15 protein-coding genes are annotated in these 17,100 nt (G+C 41.4%); 11 read left to right on the top strand and 4 right to left on the bottom strand.

The window, feature by feature from the left end; all coding sequences use genetic code 11:
- Positions 1-35: 35 nt before the first annotated feature.
- Positions 36-1,043 (bottom strand): GTPase ObgE, encoded by a 1,008-nt coding sequence (gene obgE, locus OU683_RS14205; RefSeq protein WP_268139466.1) that lies wholly within the window; start codon positions 1,041-1,043, stop codon positions 36-38.
- A gap of 24 nt (positions 1,044-1,067) precedes the next feature.
- Positions 1,068-2,177: an adenylate kinase gene (locus OU683_RS14200; protein ID WP_268139464.1), complete on the bottom strand. Its 1,110-nt coding sequence runs from the start codon at positions 2,175-2,177 to the stop codon at positions 1,068-1,070.
- 129 nt (positions 2,178-2,306) lie between these two features.
- On the opposite strand from OU683_RS14200, the gene OU683_RS14195 reads away from it, so the two are divergent.
- From OU683_RS14195 to OU683_RS14175, 5 genes are all read left to right on the top strand, one after another.
- Positions 2,307-3,464, top strand: a complete 1,158-nt coding sequence (locus OU683_RS14195) for a 5-(carboxyamino)imidazole ribonucleotide synthase (RefSeq protein ID WP_268139462.1) — start codon at positions 2,307-2,309, stop codon at positions 3,462-3,464.
- A 59-nt stretch (positions 3,465-3,523) separates the two neighbouring features.
- Complete coding sequence (gene purE / locus OU683_RS14190; RefSeq protein ID WP_268139460.1) at positions 3,524-4,009, top strand: 5-(carboxyamino)imidazole ribonucleotide mutase; 486 nt, start codon at positions 3,524-3,526, stop codon at positions 4,007-4,009.
- 204 nt (positions 4,010-4,213) lie between these two features.
- Entirely contained in the window at positions 4,214-6,247 is a 2,034-nt protein-coding gene (locus tag OU683_RS14185) for a M3 family metallopeptidase (protein WP_268139458.1), read from the top strand.
- Between the two features lie 94 nt (positions 6,248-6,341).
- Positions 6,342-6,893: a sigma-70 family RNA polymerase sigma factor gene (locus tag OU683_RS14180; protein WP_228915763.1), complete on the top strand. Its 552-nt coding sequence runs from the start codon at positions 6,342-6,344 to the stop codon at positions 6,891-6,893.
- A gap of 1 nt (position 6,894) precedes the next feature.
- Positions 6,895-7,173 (top strand): hypothetical protein, encoded by a 279-nt coding sequence (locus OU683_RS14175; RefSeq protein ID WP_268139455.1) that lies wholly within the window; start codon positions 6,895-6,897, stop codon positions 7,171-7,173.
- On the opposite strand, the gene OU683_RS14170 is transcribed toward OU683_RS14175, so the two are convergent.
- Positions 7,141-7,953: a UbiA prenyltransferase family protein gene (locus OU683_RS14170; RefSeq protein ID WP_268139453.1), complete on the bottom strand. Its 813-nt coding sequence runs from the start codon at positions 7,951-7,953 to the stop codon at positions 7,141-7,143. The genes OU683_RS14175 and OU683_RS14170 overlap by 33 nt on opposite strands.
- A gap of 116 nt (positions 7,954-8,069) precedes the next feature.
- Between OU683_RS14170 and gcvP the strand changes: the two genes are divergently transcribed.
- The 4 genes from gcvP to OU683_RS14150 all read left to right on the top strand — a co-directional run bounded on the left by gcvP (position 8,070) and on the right by OU683_RS14150 (position 13,820).
- Complete coding sequence (gene gcvP / locus OU683_RS14165) at positions 8,070-10,919, top strand: aminomethyl-transferring glycine dehydrogenase (RefSeq protein WP_268139451.1); 2,850 nt, start codon at positions 8,070-8,072, stop codon at positions 10,917-10,919.
- A 330-nt stretch (positions 10,920-11,249) separates the two neighbouring features.
- The gene (locus tag OU683_RS14160; protein ID WP_268139449.1) at positions 11,250-12,308 is read left to right on the top strand and encodes a 3-oxoacyl-ACP synthase III family protein; all 1,059 of its coding nucleotides are present in this window, start codon (positions 11,250-11,252) and stop codon (positions 12,306-12,308) included.
- A gap of 1 nt (position 12,309) precedes the next feature.
- Positions 12,310-12,834 carry a methyltransferase gene (locus OU683_RS14155; RefSeq protein ID WP_268139447.1) on the top strand — a complete coding sequence of 175 codons (525 nt, stop codon included), beginning with the start codon at positions 12,310-12,312 and terminating at the stop codon, positions 12,832-12,834.
- A 137-nt stretch (positions 12,835-12,971) separates the two neighbouring features.
- Complete coding sequence (locus tag OU683_RS14150) at positions 12,972-13,820, top strand: glycosyltransferase family 2 protein (RefSeq protein WP_268139445.1); 849 nt, start codon at positions 12,972-12,974, stop codon at positions 13,818-13,820.
- Here the strand turns inward: OU683_RS14150 and pafA are convergent, their stop codons facing one another.
- Positions 13,821-15,485: an alkaline phosphatase PafA gene (gene pafA / locus OU683_RS14145; protein WP_268139443.1), complete on the bottom strand. Its 1,665-nt coding sequence runs from the start codon at positions 15,483-15,485 to the stop codon at positions 13,821-13,823.
- 113 nt (positions 15,486-15,598) lie between these two features.
- On the opposite strand from pafA, the gene OU683_RS14140 reads away from it, so the two are divergent.
- Positions 15,599-16,336 (top strand): MlaE family ABC transporter permease, encoded by a 738-nt coding sequence (locus OU683_RS14140; protein ID WP_268139441.1) that lies wholly within the window; start codon positions 15,599-15,601, stop codon positions 16,334-16,336.
- Positions 16,336-17,100 (top strand): ABC transporter ATP-binding protein, encoded by a 765-nt coding sequence (locus OU683_RS14135; RefSeq protein ID WP_268139439.1) that lies wholly within the window; start codon positions 16,336-16,338, stop codon positions 17,098-17,100. Before OU683_RS14140 ends, OU683_RS14135 begins: the two co-directional genes overlap by 1 nt.

Below are 17,100 nucleotides of genomic sequence, written 5' to 3'. Positions count from 1 at the left end.
GAAAACACCTCTGAATCTTGAGAGATTAACAGGAATTAAACAGGTTCTCTATTCAACATTTCCCAAAGTTTATCCTTTAGTTCGGTCAAACCTTGTTGGGCGACAGAAGAAATGAACAAATATGGTGTGTCAAGAACCTTATCAAGCTCCAACTTTAGTTCTTGTTTTAGTTCACTGTCCAACATATCACTCTTTGAAATAGCGATAAGCCTTTCCTTATCCAGCATCTCGGGATTGTATCGTCTTAATTCGTCCACAAGGATCTCGTACTGCTTCTTGATATCCTTTGCATCAGCGGGGATAAGAAACAGTAAAGTAGAATTCCTCTCGATATGTCTAAGGAATCTATGGCCGATACCTTTACCTTCCGCAGCACCTTCAATGATTCCCGGTATATCGGCAACTACAAAAGTTTTGAAATCGCGATACTCTACAATCCCAAGGTTAGGTTTAAGTGTAGTGAATTCATAATCGGCAATTTTTGGTTTGGCGGCAGTAATGACAGAGAGTAAAGTTGATTTTCCGGCATTAGGAAAACCAACAAGCCCAACATCTGCCAGAATTTTTAATTCCAGCGTCACATCACGCTCTTCTCCGGGAATCCCAGGTTGAGCGTATCGGGGAGTCTGGTTAGTGGAAGATTTGAAATGCCAGTTTCCAAGTCCGCCTTTTCCACCTTCGGCAATAATAATCTCCTGCCCATCCTCTGTTATTTCATGAAGAATATTCTGGGTTTCGGTATCACGAATCACTGTACCAAGAGGCACTTCTATGATCTCATCCTTACCCTCGGCACCGGTACTTCGTTGTTTACTGCCGTGTTCCCCGTGCTCTGCTTTTACATGTCTTTTAAACTTCAAATGGAAAAGAGTCCAAAGGTTTTTGTTTCCTTTGAGGATCACATGCCCTCCCCTACCACCGTCTCCACCATCGGGACCTCCTTTGGCAACATATTTTTCGCGGTGCAGGTGAGCAGATCCTTTTCCTCCGTTCCCGGAGCTTACGTGGATCTTTACGTAATCAACAAAATTCCCTTCAGTCATGACTTTTTTCTTTACCCACTGGTCTTAAACCAACTGGTCAATAGCTTTTTTTAATCGTGCAGTGATCTCTTCAATAGAGCCCACACCATTTATCCCGTAATATTTTTCCTGTTTTAAATAGAACTGCTTTAAGATAGCAGTTTCTTCGTAATAAACCTTAATTCTCTTGCGAATTACAAGTTCGTTGGCGTCATCTGGCCTGCCAGAGGTTTTTCCACGTTCAAGCAAACGCTCCACAAGGATCTCATCATCTACTTCAAGCGCGATCATCGCACTCACCTCGGTTCCCTCCTCATTTAGAAATTCTTCAAGAGCTTCGGCTTGTGCAACCGTACGTGGAAAACCGTCAAATATAAAACCATTCCCTTCTTTTGTCTGCCTTACTTCAGCTTTAAGCATATCGATGGTAACACTGTCGGGCACGAGCTGGCCTTTATCCATATAGGCTTTGGCAAGCTTTCCAAGTTCAGTTTCATTCTTTATGTTATACCTAAAAACATCCCCTGTAGAGATATGTCTTAGATTGTAATGGTCTTTAAGAATTGACGCCTGGGTTCCTTTTCCTGCGCCAGGAGGTCCAAACAACACGAGGTTTGTCATTTTTGTATTTTTAAGTTTATAAACCTGGGTAAGATTTCTTCCCAGACCGTTATAATCCAGTCCATATCCTACTATAAAATCATTTGGAATTTCCAAACCAACATAATCTATGGCAAGAGATTTTTTATAAGACGCAGGTTTGTAAAATAAAGTCGCGACCTTATACTGGTTCACTTTTTCCTTCTTAAGAATTTCATCAATACTCTCCAGTGTATTTCCGGTATCAACAATATCTTCAATTACGATTACATTTCGGCCTTTTAGAGGCTGTGTAAGCCCCATGAGAGATTCTACCTTTCCGGTAGTATCTGTACCCTCGTAGGACCTAAGCTTCACAAAATTAACCTCACAGTCTCCTTTGAATCTTTTAATAAGTTCGGCCGCAAAGAGAAAAGCTCCGTTAAGGACGCCCAGGAAAACCGGGTTCTTCCCTTCAAAATCGGCATTTACCTGCGCTGCCACTTTTTCGATGCCTGTGTTGATCTCGGCTTCAGAAATAAAAGGAGTGAATTTTAAATCGTGTAGTTGTACCAAAACAAAAATATTTTTGGGAAGCAAAGATACATATTCCATTCAACTCGGGATGCTAAACCCTGTGCATTTATAACCGAATCTTGCGGCATTTCAGATTTTTAAAATTATTTTTGCTGAAACACCTCATTAATGATCAACTATTTTTCTTCAGATTTTACCCTCGGAATTCTTGGCGGAGGCCAATTAGGAAAAATGCTGCTTTATGAAACACGTAAGTTTGACATTAGAACTGTAGTGCTCGATCCCAGTGCTGAAGCTCCCTGCAGGATTGCCTGCGATGAATTTATACATGGCGATCTTATGGATTTTGAGACAGTTGTGAACTTTGGAAGAAAAGCAGATGTACTCACCTTCGAAATTGAGGGAGTGAATGTTGAGGCACTCGAAAAACTTGAATCTGAAGGAATAAAGGTTTACCCCTCTTCAAAAACCCTGAAGAAGATACAGGACAAGGGTATTCAAAAAGATTTTTTCGAGAAACACGGTATTCCCACTGCTCCCTATAAAAAATACTCTTCAAAAAAGGCATTTTTAGAAGGTCTCCAAAATGGGGATCTTTCCTTACCTTTTGTTTGGAAAAGCACCACCGGAGGCTACGACGGGAAAGGAGTTAGTGTTATTAAAAACACAAATACTGCCGAAGATTTACCCGAAACTCCCTGTATAGCAGAAGATCTCATCCCCTTCAAGAATGAGCTGGCAGTGATCGTGGCGCGAAATCCATCAGGAGAAGTGAGAACTTATCCGGTGGTGGAGATGGAGTTTCATCCTGAAGCAAACCAGGTGGAATATGTAATATGCCCTGCGCGAATTGATGCTTCTGTAGCCGAAAAAGCCCGAAAAGTGGCCGAAAAAGTTTCCGGAGCTTATCAGCACGTTGGATTACTGGCCGTAGAAATGTTCCAGACAGAAGATGATGAAATTCTTGTCAATGAAGTGGCTCCGCGCCCGCACAACAGCGGCCACTATAGTATAGAAGCTGCATTTACCAACCAGTTTGAACAGCATATAAGGGCAGTTCTTGATCTTCCGTTAGGCGAAACCGAAAGTAAGACCGGCGGCATAATGGTCAACCTGGTGGGTGAAGAAGGCTATACCGGAAAAGTAGTTTATAAGAACATTTCTAAAATACTAAAGCTAAAGGGGGTAACCCCGCACATCTACGGAAAGAAGATCACCAGGCCTTTCAGAAAAATGGGTCATGTAACCATTATAAATGCGGATCTTGCTGAAGCCAGAAGAATTGCCGAAGAGGTGAAAAATACCATTAAAGTAATAAGCGAATAAATTCCAATGAATCAAACCTTACAGGTTTTTGAAACCTGTTAGGTTTAAAAAAACTATATATGAGCAAAGTAGGGGTCATCATGGGCAGTACCAGCGATATGCCGGTAATGCAGGAGTCAATAGATATTTTGAAATCTTTTGGAATAGAAGTAGAAGTAGACATAGTTTCTGCTCACCGTACACCCGATAAACTTTTTGACTACGGGAAAAATGCTCATACCCGCGGGATCAATGTAATCATTGCAGGAGCAGGCGGTGCAGCCCATCTTCCGGGAATGATCGCCTCCCTTTCACCACTTCCGGTGATTGGAGTTCCCGTTAAATCCAGTAATTCTATAGATGGATGGGATTCTGTCCTCTCCATTCTCCAAATGCCCGGCGGAGTTCCTGTGGCAACGGTGGCCCTTAACGGGGCAAAAAATGCCGGAATCCTCGCTGCACAAATTCTTGGAAGTTCCGATAACCAGATCCTCCAAAAAATAGTAGATTATAAGGAAGGCCTAAAGCAGAAAGTTCTTGAAGGCGCCAAAAATATAAAAAAGTAAAGCCACGTTTTCACGTGGCTTTTAAGTAGCGTCTTGTTGTTTTAATAGTATTTATTAACCATTCTAAATATATTAATCAAAAACCTAAAAGCTACTTTCTTTATATTTTAGATCCTGTGAAGTAAAGAATTATTTTAGAACTTTCCGAACATATTTAAAAAAATTTGTTAAAACACGTTTCTGGACGTTAAAATATAAGTGATTATGATAAAAGGAAATCCACTTTTGGAGCCATTTGATACGGCTCCATTTATGAAGATAAAAACTGAACACTATAAGCCTGCTATAGAAGAAGCTATTAAGGGAGCTAAGGAAGATATTAAAAAAATCACCGATTCAAGTGAACCTCCCACTTTTAAAAACACGGTTGAAGCGCTGGAATTTGCAGGGGAACAGCTGGATCGTATTACGAGTATTTTCTTCAACATAAATTCAGCCGAGACCAACGATGAGATCCAAAAGCTGGCACAGGAGATCTCCCCGGTTCTTACCGACTTCAAAAATGATATTATCCAGGATCCGGAACTTTTCAGAAAAGTAAAAGAGGTCTATGAACAAAAAGATTCGCTAAACCTCAACGTAGAGCAAACTACCCTGCTGGACAAGAAGTATAAAATGTTCAAACGTAACGGAGCTAACCTGAACCCGGAGCAAAAGCAGGAACTTCGCGACCTCGACAAAAAACTTGCTGCCTTGAGTCTCAACTTCGGGGAAAATGTTTTGGCAGAAACCAACAAATATGAACTCCATATCACCCGGGAAGAAGATCTTGATGGCTTACCCAAAGGAGTTAGAACCGCAGCACGAATGCTGGCCAAAGAAAAAAATAAAGAAGGCTGGATCTTTAATCTCCATTATCCCAGCTACATTCCCTTTATGAAATATGCAAAAAACAGGGAACTTCGCAAGGAACTGGCGATAGCTTTTGGTGCAAAAGGATTCCACGGGGATAAACTGGACAACCGGGAGAATGTCCTGCAAATTGTTAAGCTGCGTCATAAAAAAGCAAATCTCCTCGGCTACCCAACCTACGCCCACTTTAAACTGGAGGAAAGAATGGCCGAAACTCCCGAAAAAGTAAATTCCTTTATGGAAGAACTGTTGGATAAAGCTAAACCGGCAGCCGAAAATGAATTTAAAGAGCTCGAAGATTTCGCCAAAGACCTCGACAAATTAGATCAACTTCAAAAATGGGATGCCGCCTATTATTCCGAAAAGCTGAAGCAAAAACTTTTTGACCTTGATGACGAACAACTTAAACCATATTTTGAACTGAATAATGTCATCAACGGAGTTTTTATAGTGGCAGAAAAACTTTACGGATTAAAATTCAAACAGGTTTTTGAAGTTGAAGTTTATCATCCCGAAGTAACAACATACCTGGTTACAGATGAGAAGGATAAGGAGATCGCTCTTTTCTATGCAGATTTCCATCCACGGGAAGGCAAGCGCGGCGGAGCCTGGATGACTTCATACAAATCGCAGTACCACCAGCACGATAAAAATGAGCGGCCGCATATTTCCATTGTCTGCAACTTCACAAAACCTACAGACGAGGAACCATCCCTGCTCACGTTTAACGAGGTTACCACCCTTTTCCACGAATTCGGCCACGCCCTGCACGGAATGCTGGCAAACACAATTTATCCAAGCATCTCGGGCACTAATGTCTTTTGGGATTTCGTTGAACTTCCAAGTCAGGTACTCGAAAACTGGTGTTATGAAAAAGATGCTCTTAAGCTCTTTGCCAAACATTACAAGACGGGAGAGGTTATTCCCGATGAGCTTATTCAAAAAATAAAAGATTCGGCTACTTTTCATGAGGGAATGGCCACTCTAAGGCAGCTGAGTTTTGGGATGCTGGACATGAGCTGGCACAGTAAAGATCCTTCAGGAATTACAGATGTGAAAGCACATGAAGATAAAGTCTTTGAGCCCACACAACTTTTTCCCGAAGTGAAGGAGAACTGCATGAGCACATCATTCTCACATATTTTCCAGGGTGGTTACGCTGCAGGGTATTACTCCTATAAATGGGCAGAAGTACTGGACGCCGATGCTTTTGAATTTTTTACAGAAAACGGCATTTTCGACAGGGAAACCGCTAAAAAGTTCAGGGACACGATACTTTCCCAGGGAGGGACAGAGCATCCATTGACCCTCTACAAACGCTTCAGAGGAAAAGAAGCTGCCCCGGAAGCCCTTTTACGACGGGCAGGATTGCTTCCAAAGAAATAAGGAGCACCAAAAATTCCGCAGCAACAGCCCAAGGTTTTAGGATAATTATAACCGAATCTTTTGTTATTTTTGAGAGAGAGACCACGTTCAGGAAATGGAAAAGAACCATCTTAATCCCGAAAAATGGGTTGACCGGTATGCAGATTACCTGTTCAACTATACCATTGTGCGGGTAAATGACCGGGAAGTGGCGAATGATATTATTTCTGAAACCTTTTTGGCCGGGCTAAATTCTATGAAGAACTTTAAGGGGGAAGCATCGGAAAGAACCTGGCTTATTTCCATTCTTAAACGGAAGATCATTGATTACTACCGCCGCAACAATTCGTCTAAAGGACAGGCAGAAGTTAAAATGAATTTTCCCAACAGCGACAATGAAGGTGATTGGCTGGAGGAAAAAGTTGCAGATCTCTCTGTCATGACAGCCGAAGATCAAATGGAGAACCGGGAACTGGGACTTGCAATTCTTGAATGCCTTGACCAGCTTAATGAGAAGCAGGCAACTATCTTTAAAATGAAAACTATTGATGGCATAGATACGGAGGCCATTTGTAATGAATTCAATATTAGTCCGTCTAACTTCTGGGTTATCATTCACAGGGCCAGAATTGCTCTGGCCAAATGCCTGGAGAAAAACTGGTTTTAATATGAAGGGAATAAGTTTTATGAAACTAAGTTGTTCAGAAGCAGCAGAACTCTGTGAAAAAGCCGAATACAAGGAGGTAAGTCTGCGGGAGAAGATTAAACTTAAACTCCACCTCTACTTTTGCAGGATGTGCAAGAATTACTATCAGGACAATAAGAAACTTTCGGGTTTGTTGAAAAAAGCCGATTTAAAAGCCTGCTCTCACCAGGAAAAAGAAAATTTTAAAGAAAAGATCAAACAAGAAAACTCACAGGTTTCTAATCAGCAAAAGAAGCATTAACCACAGCACTGGAATTCCCTCAACCCAAAAAGAAGCAAAGTAGCGGGATTGATTTTCTTTGGTTTTCCAAACAAAAATAGCGGTCACTACTGCAATTATTCCCAGCACCAGTTTCGTTTCCAAGGTGGCTGCACCTTTTATAAATTCAACCATCACTACCACTGCCAGTACAATTATTCCCAGAATTTTTGTTGGCGTCACCCCTACCCGCTGGGGTATGGTTCCCAGTTGTTCCAGATCGTATTTAAGATCCCGAATTTCAAACGGAAGGATCCACACCACTACCAAAAGAAAACGCTGCAGAAATTCCAATAATAGATCATCTAAAATGGCATTTTTGACACCTAAAACTGGAAGTATAACTGTCACCCCCGCCCATACGAATGCGATAATGAAGACCTTAATTCCAGATATACTTCTAAGATTTCTTTTTTTACTGAATACCGGTAAAGCGTAGAGCAAAGTTAGCGCGCCAAAAATGGCACTCCAAAGTAAAATTTTAAGATCAATAAAAAACACCGTAAAGACCAATCCTGTAAAGCAGAAAATAGAAAAAACCTGGATGTTTTTAAGCTCCCTGGCAAGGCTGCGATGATGTAATCCTGCCACCCCTGCATACTTCACAAAGTTATAGCCCGAGACAGCTCCAAAAAAGAGGAAAAACAGAAGAAAAATATTCAGTTCCGCTTCATAATACAGCACAGTGACAAGGCAAAGGGAAACAACTGCCAAAGCCACGTGTATACTGCTGTTAATATAGAAATCGAATATCTTCTTCATGATTGTTTAAGAGCAGAATAAAGAATGGAAAAACTTTGCAAATCTTGCTGCTCTAAATCATTAAAATTTAGGTTGAAATTGCGTATTTTCGCCCTTCAAAACACAACTTTTACTTGATGAATACTTTTTCTTTTGCCACACGTCATATAGGCCCCCGGGAACACGATCTAAAAGATATGTTGGAGACCATTGGAGTTGATTCAATAGACCAGCTAATCTACGAAACCCTGCCCGATGATATCCGCCTAAAAAAGGATCTTGAACTGGCTCCTGCCATGAGTGAGCACGAATACATCGCTCATAGCATTTCACTGGCTGCCAAAAATAAGGTTTTCAGGACTTATATTGGTCTGGGGTACCACCAATCTATAACGCCCCCGGTCATTCAGCGAAATATTCTTGAAAACCCGGGATGGTATACCGCCTATACTCCCTACCAGGCCGAGATTGCCCAGGGAAGGCTGGAAGCTCTTCTTAATTTCCAGACAGTAGTAGCCGATCTTACGGGACTCGAACTGGCTAATGCTTCTTTGCTTGATGAAGGTACTGCAGCAGCCGAAGCTATGTCTTTGTTATTTGAAGTAAGAGAGCGGGATCAAAAGAAGAATGAAGTAAATAAATTCTTTGTTTCTGAAGCTGTGCTTCCCCAAACCATTGATGTTTTAAAAACCCGTGCAATCCCTCTGGGAATTGAACTGGTAATTGGAGATCACGAAGAATTTGATTTCTCTAAGGATTTCTTTGGAGCCTTTCTTCAGTATCCCGGTAAGATGGGACAGGTTTATGATTATGCCCCTTTTGTTGCAAAAGCAAAAGAAAACAATATAAAAACTGCAGTTGCTGCAGATATTTTGAGCCTTGTGAAGCTTCGTGCTCCCGGTGAGTTTGGAGTTGATGTGGTTGTTGGAACAACTCAGCGGTTTGGTATACCCCTGGGTTACGGAGGTCCACATGCAGCTTATTTCGCAACCAAAGAAGAATATAAAAGGAGTATTCCGGGAAGGATCATTGGAGTTACAAAAGATACAGATGGCAACTTTGCCCTTCGTATGGCTTTGCAAACCCGTGAACAACACATTAAAAGAGACAGGGCTACATCAAATATTTGTACTGCGCAGGTGCTACTTGCTGTCATGGCAGGGATGTACGCGGTTTACCACGGTCCCAGAGGATTGAAGTTTATTGCCAACAAAATTCATAGTTGTGCCGTTACAGTTGCCGAAAGTGTTGAAAAACTTGGTTATTCACAGCTCAATTCTACTTTTTTCGACACTGTACTGGTAAAGGCTGATGCCGCAAAAGTTAAAGAAATTGCTGAAAGAAATGAAGTGAATTTCTATTATCCGGCTTCAGATGTTGTTGCAATCTCTCTAAATGAGGCAACCAATATCGATGACATTAACACCATCGTCTCCATTTTTGCTGAAGCTGCAGGTAAAGAAACCATAACTGTTTCCCAGCTTTCAGAAAAAAGTCATATTCCGGCTTCAGTAGAACGCAAAACAGAATTCCTTAAAAATGAGGTTTTCAACTCCTATCATTCAGAAACAGAGTTGATGAGATATATTAAAAAACTGGAGCGTAAGGATCTTTCCCTTAATCACTCCATGATCTCCCTTGGTTCCTGCACAATGAAACTTAATGCAGCTGCCGAGATGTTGCCAATTAGTTACCCGCAATGGGGAAACCTGCACCCGTTTGTTCCTGTTGAACAGGCAGAAGGTTACCAAATCGTTCTCAAGAAACTTGAAGAGCAATTAACAGAAATCACAGGATTTGCCGGTACGTCACTGCAACCCAATTCGGGCGCACAAGGGGAATACGCGGGTCTAATGGTCATTCGCAAATACCACGAATCCAGAAATGAATCCCACAGGAATATTTGCCTGATCCCATCATCTGCTCACGGAACCAATCCGGCTTCGGCAGTAATGGCGGGAATGAAAGTAGTTGTTACAAAATCTACCGAAACCGGAAATATCGATGTTGATGATCTTAAAGAAAAAGCTCTGAAACATAAAGATAACCTGGCAGCCTTAATGGTCACCTACCCTTCCACACACGGGGTATTTGAATCGGCTATTGTTGAGATCATCAATATTATCCACGAATACGGCGGACAGGTTTATATGGATGGTGCAAACATGAATGCCCAGGTTGGACTTACCAGTCCCGGAGTAATTGGCGCCGATGTTTGTCACCTCAACCTGCACAAAACCTTCGCTATCCCACACGGTGGTGGTGGCCCTGGAGTTGGCCCTATTTGTGTGGCTGAGCAACTTGTACCTTTCCTTCCGGGGAATCCTGTTATCAAGACCGGAGGAGATGATGCCATTACCGCGATTTCTGCGGCGCCATGGGGTTCTGCGCTTGTATGCCTAATTTCCTATGGTTATATTAAGATGCTTGGCGCAGAAGGCCTAAAAAGAGCAACACAGTTTGCTATTTTGAATGCCAACTATATCAAAGCGCGAATCGAGGAGCACTATAAAACCCTTTACAGTGGAGAGCGCGGCAGAGCAGCACACGAAATGATCGTGGACTGTCGCCCTTTCAAAGCAAAAGGAATAGAAGTTACAGATATTGCAAAAAGACTTATTGACTATGGCTTCCATGCACCAACGGTTTCTTTCCCTGTTGCAGGAACCCTTATGATAGAGCCTACCGAGAGTGAAAGCAAAAAAGAACTGGACAGATTCTGTGACGCACTTATTTCCATTAGGAAAGAAATTGATGAGGCCAAAGAAGATGAACCAAATAATGTGCTTAAGAATTCTCCGCATACTCTTGCCATGTTGACCGTAGAGGAATGGAATTTCCCATACACAAGGCAAAAAGCCGCTTTCCCTATGGATTACCTGGCCGAAAATAAATTCTGGCCTTCAATAAGAAGAGTAGACGAAGCTTTTGGAGACAGGAACCTCATTTGTACCTGTGCCCCCATAGAAGAATATATGGAGGATTAACAAAAAGGAGGCTGTTGAAAAATCATGAAATCGTTCATCTGGCTTTGTTTAAAAGACTTTTTCATCTGATTTTCGGATAGATTTAAATCTTTAATAAGTGCAGATTGACCTTTCGCAGGGTTTTTCAACAGCCTTTTCTCTTTTTCGTAAATTGTTTTTAACAAATTATTAAGTAATCGACAGAAAACCTTTACCTTTTTTAACCAGAAGAAAATATTTCCTATGATCTTTTAGCGATACCATAAAAGGTGATTTTTATAGTAAAAATTGAAGGAAACCGGCCATACATTTATTAATTTTGAAACTTGGCGACACCTTAACTAACACAGAATGAGCATTAAAATCACGGGCGTAGGAAGTTACATTCCAGAAAGAATTGAAAGGAATTCAGATTTTCAGGAACATAAGTTTTTATATGAAGACGGATCTGTTTTTCCTCAGTCGAATACGGTTATAATTGAAAAATTCAAGGCAATAACCGGTATTGCTGAAAGGCGCTATATTGATAACGAGCTAAACAATTCAGACATTGCTTATCTGGCCGCAAACAGTGCCATTGAAGATTCTGGGATCAACCCCGAAGAACTGGATTATCTCATTGTCGCTCATAACTATGGCGATGTACTTCATAACGACCTGCAGAGCGATACCGTTCCAAGCATTGCCACCAGGGTGAAGCACAAGCTTCGCATAAAAAATCCTAAATGCGTCGCCTATGACATTCTTTTTGGATGCCCTGGCTGGGTGGAAGCAGTTATTCAGGCGAAAGCTTTTATTCAAAGCGGGATGGCCAAAAAGTGCCTTGTGATTGGTTCTGAAACTCTTTCCCGGGTGGTTGACAAGCACGATAGGGATTCCATGATCTATTCAGATGGTGCAGGAGCTGCGGTTATTGAAGCCAGTGAAGAAGAGGGAGGAATTCTTGCTTATGAAAGTGCAACCTATTCTTTTGAAGAAGCAAATTTCATTTTCTTCGGAAAGTCGAACAACCGCGAAGCAAAAGACGAACGCAGATACATAAAGATGCATGGTCGCAAGATCTATGAATTCGCATTAAGCCATGTTCCTGATGCTATGAAGAGCTGTCTTGAGAAAAGCGGAAAGAATATAGACGACGTTAAAAAGATCCTCATCCACCAGGCAAATGAAAAAATGGATGAAGCCATTCTAAAACGTTTTTACAAGCTTTACGAAAGACAGGTACCCGAGGGAATCATGCCAATGAGTATTGACAAACTGGGCAACAGTAGTGTTGCAACGGTGCCTACCCTCCTCGACCTAATCCTAAAAGGAAAAATGCAGGGGCAATCTTTAGAAAAAGGAGATGTTATTATTCTGGCCAGCGTTGGTGCGGGGATGAACATCAATGCCATTGTGTACCAGTTCTAAAATGTACGAAAAAACATTTCCCAATAAGCGGTATAAAGAAACCACTGATTTTTTAACGAGTGTCGCCCCTGCCCCGGCGAATATCTTGGATCTGGGAGTGCGAAATCCATTCAGCCAGGTGATGGAAGAACACGGCTACAAAGTCACTAATACCCATGGAGAAGATCTAGACGTGGATACCGAGAGCGTAAGAACCTCCACTGCCGAAATTGTTACCGCTTTTGAGATTTTTGAGCACCTCGTGGCGCCCTTCAATGTCCTTAGTGATATTCAGGCTAAGAAACTTGTCGCAAGTGTGCCTTTAAGGCTTTGGTTCTCTCCCGCTTACCGAAGCAAAACCGATAAGTGGGACAGGCATTACCATGAATTTGAGGACTGGCAGTTCGACTGGCTGCTGGAAAAAGCAGGCTGGGAAATAAAGAAACGCCATAAGTGGACAAATCCTGTGAATAAGATTGGCATAAGACCGCTGCTTCGAAAATTTACTCCGCGCTACTACGCTGTTTATGCCGAAAGAAAAGGATAATCAAAAATACCTTTTTTGACACCTCTGTTTTCCTGAAGTTTCCTTAATTCATTCCATATTCCAACATCTTTCAGTTTTCGCTCTCCTGCGCAAACAGATATTCAAAAATTGTACTTTAGCTGAAAGTTTTTGCAGCATTGAAATTCTACATTGTCATTCCCGCCCATAATGAAGCCGAATTTATCGGATATACTTTAAAATCACTTTCAGAACAAACCCTGAAACCGGATAAGATCGTGGTGGTAGATGATCAATCCTCTGACAACACTGCGGAAGTTGTAAAAAATTTTGCTGAAAAATTCCATTTTATTTCTCTTGTGAGCACTGCTTCTTCCGAAGCACATTTACCCGGCAGTAAAGTGATCAATGCCTTCAATTTTGGTTTAGGGCAGCTGGATGGGGACTTTAATATCATCTGTAAATTTGATGCCGATCTTATTTTCCCGGAAAATTACCTGGAAACCATAAAAAAACATTTTGAGGAAGATCCCAAAGTGGGTATGGCCGGCGGCTTCTGTCATTTGGAAAAAAACGGAAACTGGAAACTGGAAAGTCTTACAAATAAAGATCATATTCGTGGAGCCTTAAAAGCATATCGAAAAACGTGCTTTGAAGATATAGGCGGCCTAAAGCCTTCCATGGGATGGGACACTGTTGATGAGTTGCTTGCCCAGTACCATGGCTGGAAAATCAAAACAGATCCTTCCCTGGCGGTAAAACACCTGCGCCCTACCGGCTTCACTTATAATAAAGCAGCAAAATGGAAACAGGGAGAGGCTTTTTATAAGCTCCGCTACGGTTGGTTTATCACTGGAATTGCTTCAGTTAAACTTGCCATGAAAAAAGGAGATCTTAAGCTTGCGTTGGATTACCTGAACGGCTTCCGAAGAGCAAAGGCTTCAAAAATGCCATATTTGGTGGGTAAAAAAGAAGGAGCCTTCATAAGAAGGCTCCGGTACAAAAAGATGTTGTCGAAGATCTTTTAATTACTTCTCAAAAACCATGTGCAAAGGCCGTCCCGTTGCTCCATTAGGAAAGGGAATCCCCAGCAAAGCTGAAATAGTTGGCGCTATATCAACGATCTCTGTTCTTTCCAGACTGTTTCCTGGTTTTATACCTTTCCCGTAAAATATTAATGGAGCGTGAGTATCATAATTGTTACCACTTCCATGAGTAGAACCCGTGCGGGAATAGGAGATCACCGAAGGTTCAAGAACCATAACAACATCTCCACTTCGCTTTTGATTAAAACCATTCTCAACAGTCGACGCTATCTTTTCGGAATAACTGGAAGATTGCAACTGGCTTCTGGTGAATACCCTGTTAATTTTGTCGTACTGTAAGAGAAAATGCGCTATTTCTTGCTGAAGTTCTTCAGAGGAAACATCCATTTTTAGAACCTCATCATAATTAAAGAAGATTTGATTGTTGGAAATATTCTCTACCAGGTTCTCTTTTGGGTATTTTCCCTTAAGAAAATTATTAAGGTCGTTTTTCAACTCATCAAATTCAAAATATCCCGAGGGAATATTAACCGTCTCTAAGTAAGCGGGAACGTGCACTCCGCCATGATCTGAAGTAAGGAATAAAGTATAATTTCCCTTTCCTACTTTCTCATCCAGGTTTTTTAGTAGACGTGCGAGCTCTAAATCCAATCGAAGATAAACATCCTGTATCTCCTTTGAGTTCACCCCAAAATTGTGGCCAATATAATCTGTAGAAGAATAGCTTACCGTAAGAAAATCAGTATCATTATCTTTCCCCAGTTGTTCCCCGTCAATTGCGGCTATTGCAAAATCTGTGGTAAGGCTATTTCCATATGGTGTCACTTTTATAATGTCGTATCCTCCATTTTGATGTTTTAGAGCTTGAAGGTCATAAGGAAATCCGGTATCTGCTTTGCCACTAAAACCACCTTCAAAATCATTAATATCTACACCACTTTCAATGTAGCTGTCAATATTTGCAAGCGTAGTCCAGGGTTTAAGATAAGAGTCTGCTTTTCCAGAGGAGTTAAAACTCTTTACCCATCCCGGAAGTTGGTTGGTATAAAATGAACTGGTGATCCATTTACCTTCGCCCTTACCATGAAACCAATAGGCCGCATTGGCAGAATGACCTGCAGGTAGCACCGCCCCCCTATCCTTTAATGCAATTCCAATGGTTTTGCCTCTCATTTGAGTGTGCAGCCGGTTTTCATCGGCAACTGTGGTAGTGATTAGGCGGTGAGGAGACATTTTTCCTGCCTCATCCATAGTTCCAACCGGCTCCACCGAAGCATCTTCCACGCAGTACACATATTCTTTTTCGAATTTGTTATACCAGTTATTACCTATGATGCCGTGAGTACCGGGCGCAGCACCTGTATAGACAGAAGCATGGCCGGGTCCTGTATAAGTAGGGACATAATTGAAATGGTTGTTTCTCAAATTAAATCCTTCAGAAACCAGTTTTTTAAATCCTTCATCTCCGTAGTGATTCCAGAACCTGGTAATATAGTCGTAGCGCATTTGGTCCACTACCACTCCTACAACAAGTTTAGGGGTTGCATAAAGGTCTTTTTCTTGGTCAAAAGATCTATTAGGGGTTTCCTGTGCGTTAGCTGCTGCAAAATAAAAGGTCAAAAGAAGGACCTGAATATAATATTTCATCTATTAAAAATTTATGGCTTCAAAAATACAAAGATTGAGGAGTTTAAAGATTAAGTTAAGCTTAAATACATTCCTTCAAAAAATTAGTATTTTAGCCGCTACAAAAGCTTAAAATGAGGTACCTGCAGTCTATTGGGGAATATTTTTTAATGTTGAAGGGCGTGTTTGGAAGAATGACCAAACGCTCGGTTTTAAAGGAATTAATTTTTAAGGAAATAGACGGGATCATAATTGGCTCCCTGGGAATTGTGGCTTTCCTTTCCTTCTTTATTGGAGGGGTTGTAGCATTACAGACGGCTCTCAATCTTAATAACCCTTTGATCCCAAAAAGTCTTATTGCTTTTGCGGCAAGGCAATCTATTATTCTTGAGTTCTCCCCAACATTTATTTCCATAATCATGGCAGGAAAAGTGGGTTCTTTTATCACTTCCAGTATTGGCTCTATGAGGGTAACAGAACAAATTGATGCACTCGAAGTAATGGGGATAAATTCCCTGAATTACCTGGTTTTCCCCAAGATCATTGCAATGCTCACCTATCCATTTGTCATTGCGATATCGATGTTTTTGGGCGTCCTTGGAGCGTACACAGCAGCTGTTATGGGCGGATTTGTGCCGGCACAGGTTTTCTTACAGGGGCTTCAGGAAGAATTTGAGCCATTCCATCTATTTTACGCTTTTTTCAAAACCTTCCTTTTTGCTTTTATACTGGCCACTATCCCCTCTTACCATGGTTACTATATGAAAGGAGGTTCTCTTGAGGTAGGGAAAGCGAGTACTACCTCTTTTGTTTGGACCAGTGTGGTTATTATCGTTACGAATTACATAGTTACTCAATTACTACTTAGCTAATGATAGAAGTTAAAGGTTTACATAAGAGTTTTGGAGATGAACATATCCTTAGAGGGATTGATTTTGTTTTTGAGACAGGAAAAACCAACCTGGTAATAGGTCAGTCGGGGTCGGGAAAAAGTGTGTTGATGAAATGCATGCTTGGTCTTTTCACGCCTGATAAAGGTACTATTGAATACGACGGAAAACCTTATTCTACCTTTACCGATGAACAGAAAAGAGATTTGCGCCAGGAAATGGGAATGTTATTTCAGGGCGGTGCCTTATTTGATTCTATGACAGTAGAAGAAAATGTGATGTTTCCTTTGAGGATGTTTACAAAAAAGAAGAAAAGTGAATTAAAAACCAGGGTTGATGAGGTTCTGGAAAGGGTAAATCTGGTTGATTCCGGAAAGAAATACCCTGCAGAAATAAGTGGCGGGATGCAAAAGCGGGTTGCCATTGCACGTGCTATTGTGAACAGACCAAAATATTTATTTTGTGATGAACCAAATTCGGGTCTTGATCCTCACACTGCCACTGTTATTGATAACTTAATTCACGAACTTACTGTGGAATATGATATTACCACTGTAGTCATTACCCACGATATGAACTCTCTCCTGGAAATAGGCGAAAACATCGCTTTTTTAAAGGATGGAGTGCTGGCCTGGAAAGGTGATAAATCGAAGATCTTTAAGACCGACGATGAAACAGTAACCGACTTCGTTTATTCCTCAGACCTGTTCAAAAAAGTGCGTGAAGCACAGCAACAGGGGCTTTAG

Origin of the sequence: Salinimicrobium sp. TH3 (assembly GCF_026676115.1) — a bacterium.
Taxonomy (GTDB): Bacteria; Bacteroidota; Bacteroidia; order Flavobacteriales; family Flavobacteriaceae; genus Salinimicrobium.
This window is presented reverse-complemented; position numbering and strand designations above follow the sequence as displayed.

What these genes read in the sequence shown, in the direction of transcription:
- OU683_RS14140 (WP_268139441.1), top strand. Translation starts at nt 15,599, where the DNA reads ATGAGGTACCTGCAGTCTATTGGGGAATATTTTTTAATGTTGAAGGGC.
- obgE (WP_268139466.1), bottom strand. Translation starts at nt 1,043, where the DNA reads ATGACTGAAGGGAATTTTGTTGATTACGTAAAGATCCACGTAAGCTCC.
- gcvP (WP_268139451.1), top strand. Translation starts at nt 8,070, where the DNA reads ATGAATACTTTTTCTTTTGCCACACGTCATATAGGCCCCCGGGAACAC.
- purE (WP_268139460.1), top strand. Translation starts at nt 3,524, where the DNA reads ATGAGCAAAGTAGGGGTCATCATGGGCAGTACCAGCGATATGCCGGTA.
- OU683_RS14175 (WP_268139455.1), top strand. Translation starts at nt 6,895, where the DNA reads ATGAAGGGAATAAGTTTTATGAAACTAAGTTGTTCAGAAGCAGCAGAA.
- OU683_RS14160 (WP_268139449.1), top strand. Translation starts at nt 11,250, where the DNA reads ATGAGCATTAAAATCACGGGCGTAGGAAGTTACATTCCAGAAAGAATT.
- OU683_RS14135 (WP_268139439.1), top strand. Translation starts at nt 16,336, where the DNA reads ATGATAGAAGTTAAAGGTTTACATAAGAGTTTTGGAGATGAACATATC.
- OU683_RS14180 (WP_228915763.1), top strand. Translation starts at nt 6,342, where the DNA reads ATGGAAAAGAACCATCTTAATCCCGAAAAATGGGTTGACCGGTATGCA.
- OU683_RS14155 (WP_268139447.1), top strand. Translation starts at nt 12,310, where the DNA reads ATGTACGAAAAAACATTTCCCAATAAGCGGTATAAAGAAACCACTGAT.
- OU683_RS14185 (WP_268139458.1), top strand. Translation starts at nt 4,214, where the DNA reads ATGATAAAAGGAAATCCACTTTTGGAGCCATTTGATACGGCTCCATTT.
- pafA (WP_268139443.1), bottom strand. Translation starts at nt 15,485, where the DNA reads ATGAAATATTATATTCAGGTCCTTCTTTTGACCTTTTATTTTGCAGCA.
- OU683_RS14195 (WP_268139462.1), top strand. Translation starts at nt 2,307, where the DNA reads ATGATCAACTATTTTTCTTCAGATTTTACCCTCGGAATTCTTGGCGGA.
- OU683_RS14170 (WP_268139453.1), bottom strand. Translation starts at nt 7,953, where the DNA reads ATGAAGAAGATATTCGATTTCTATATTAACAGCAGTATACACGTGGCT.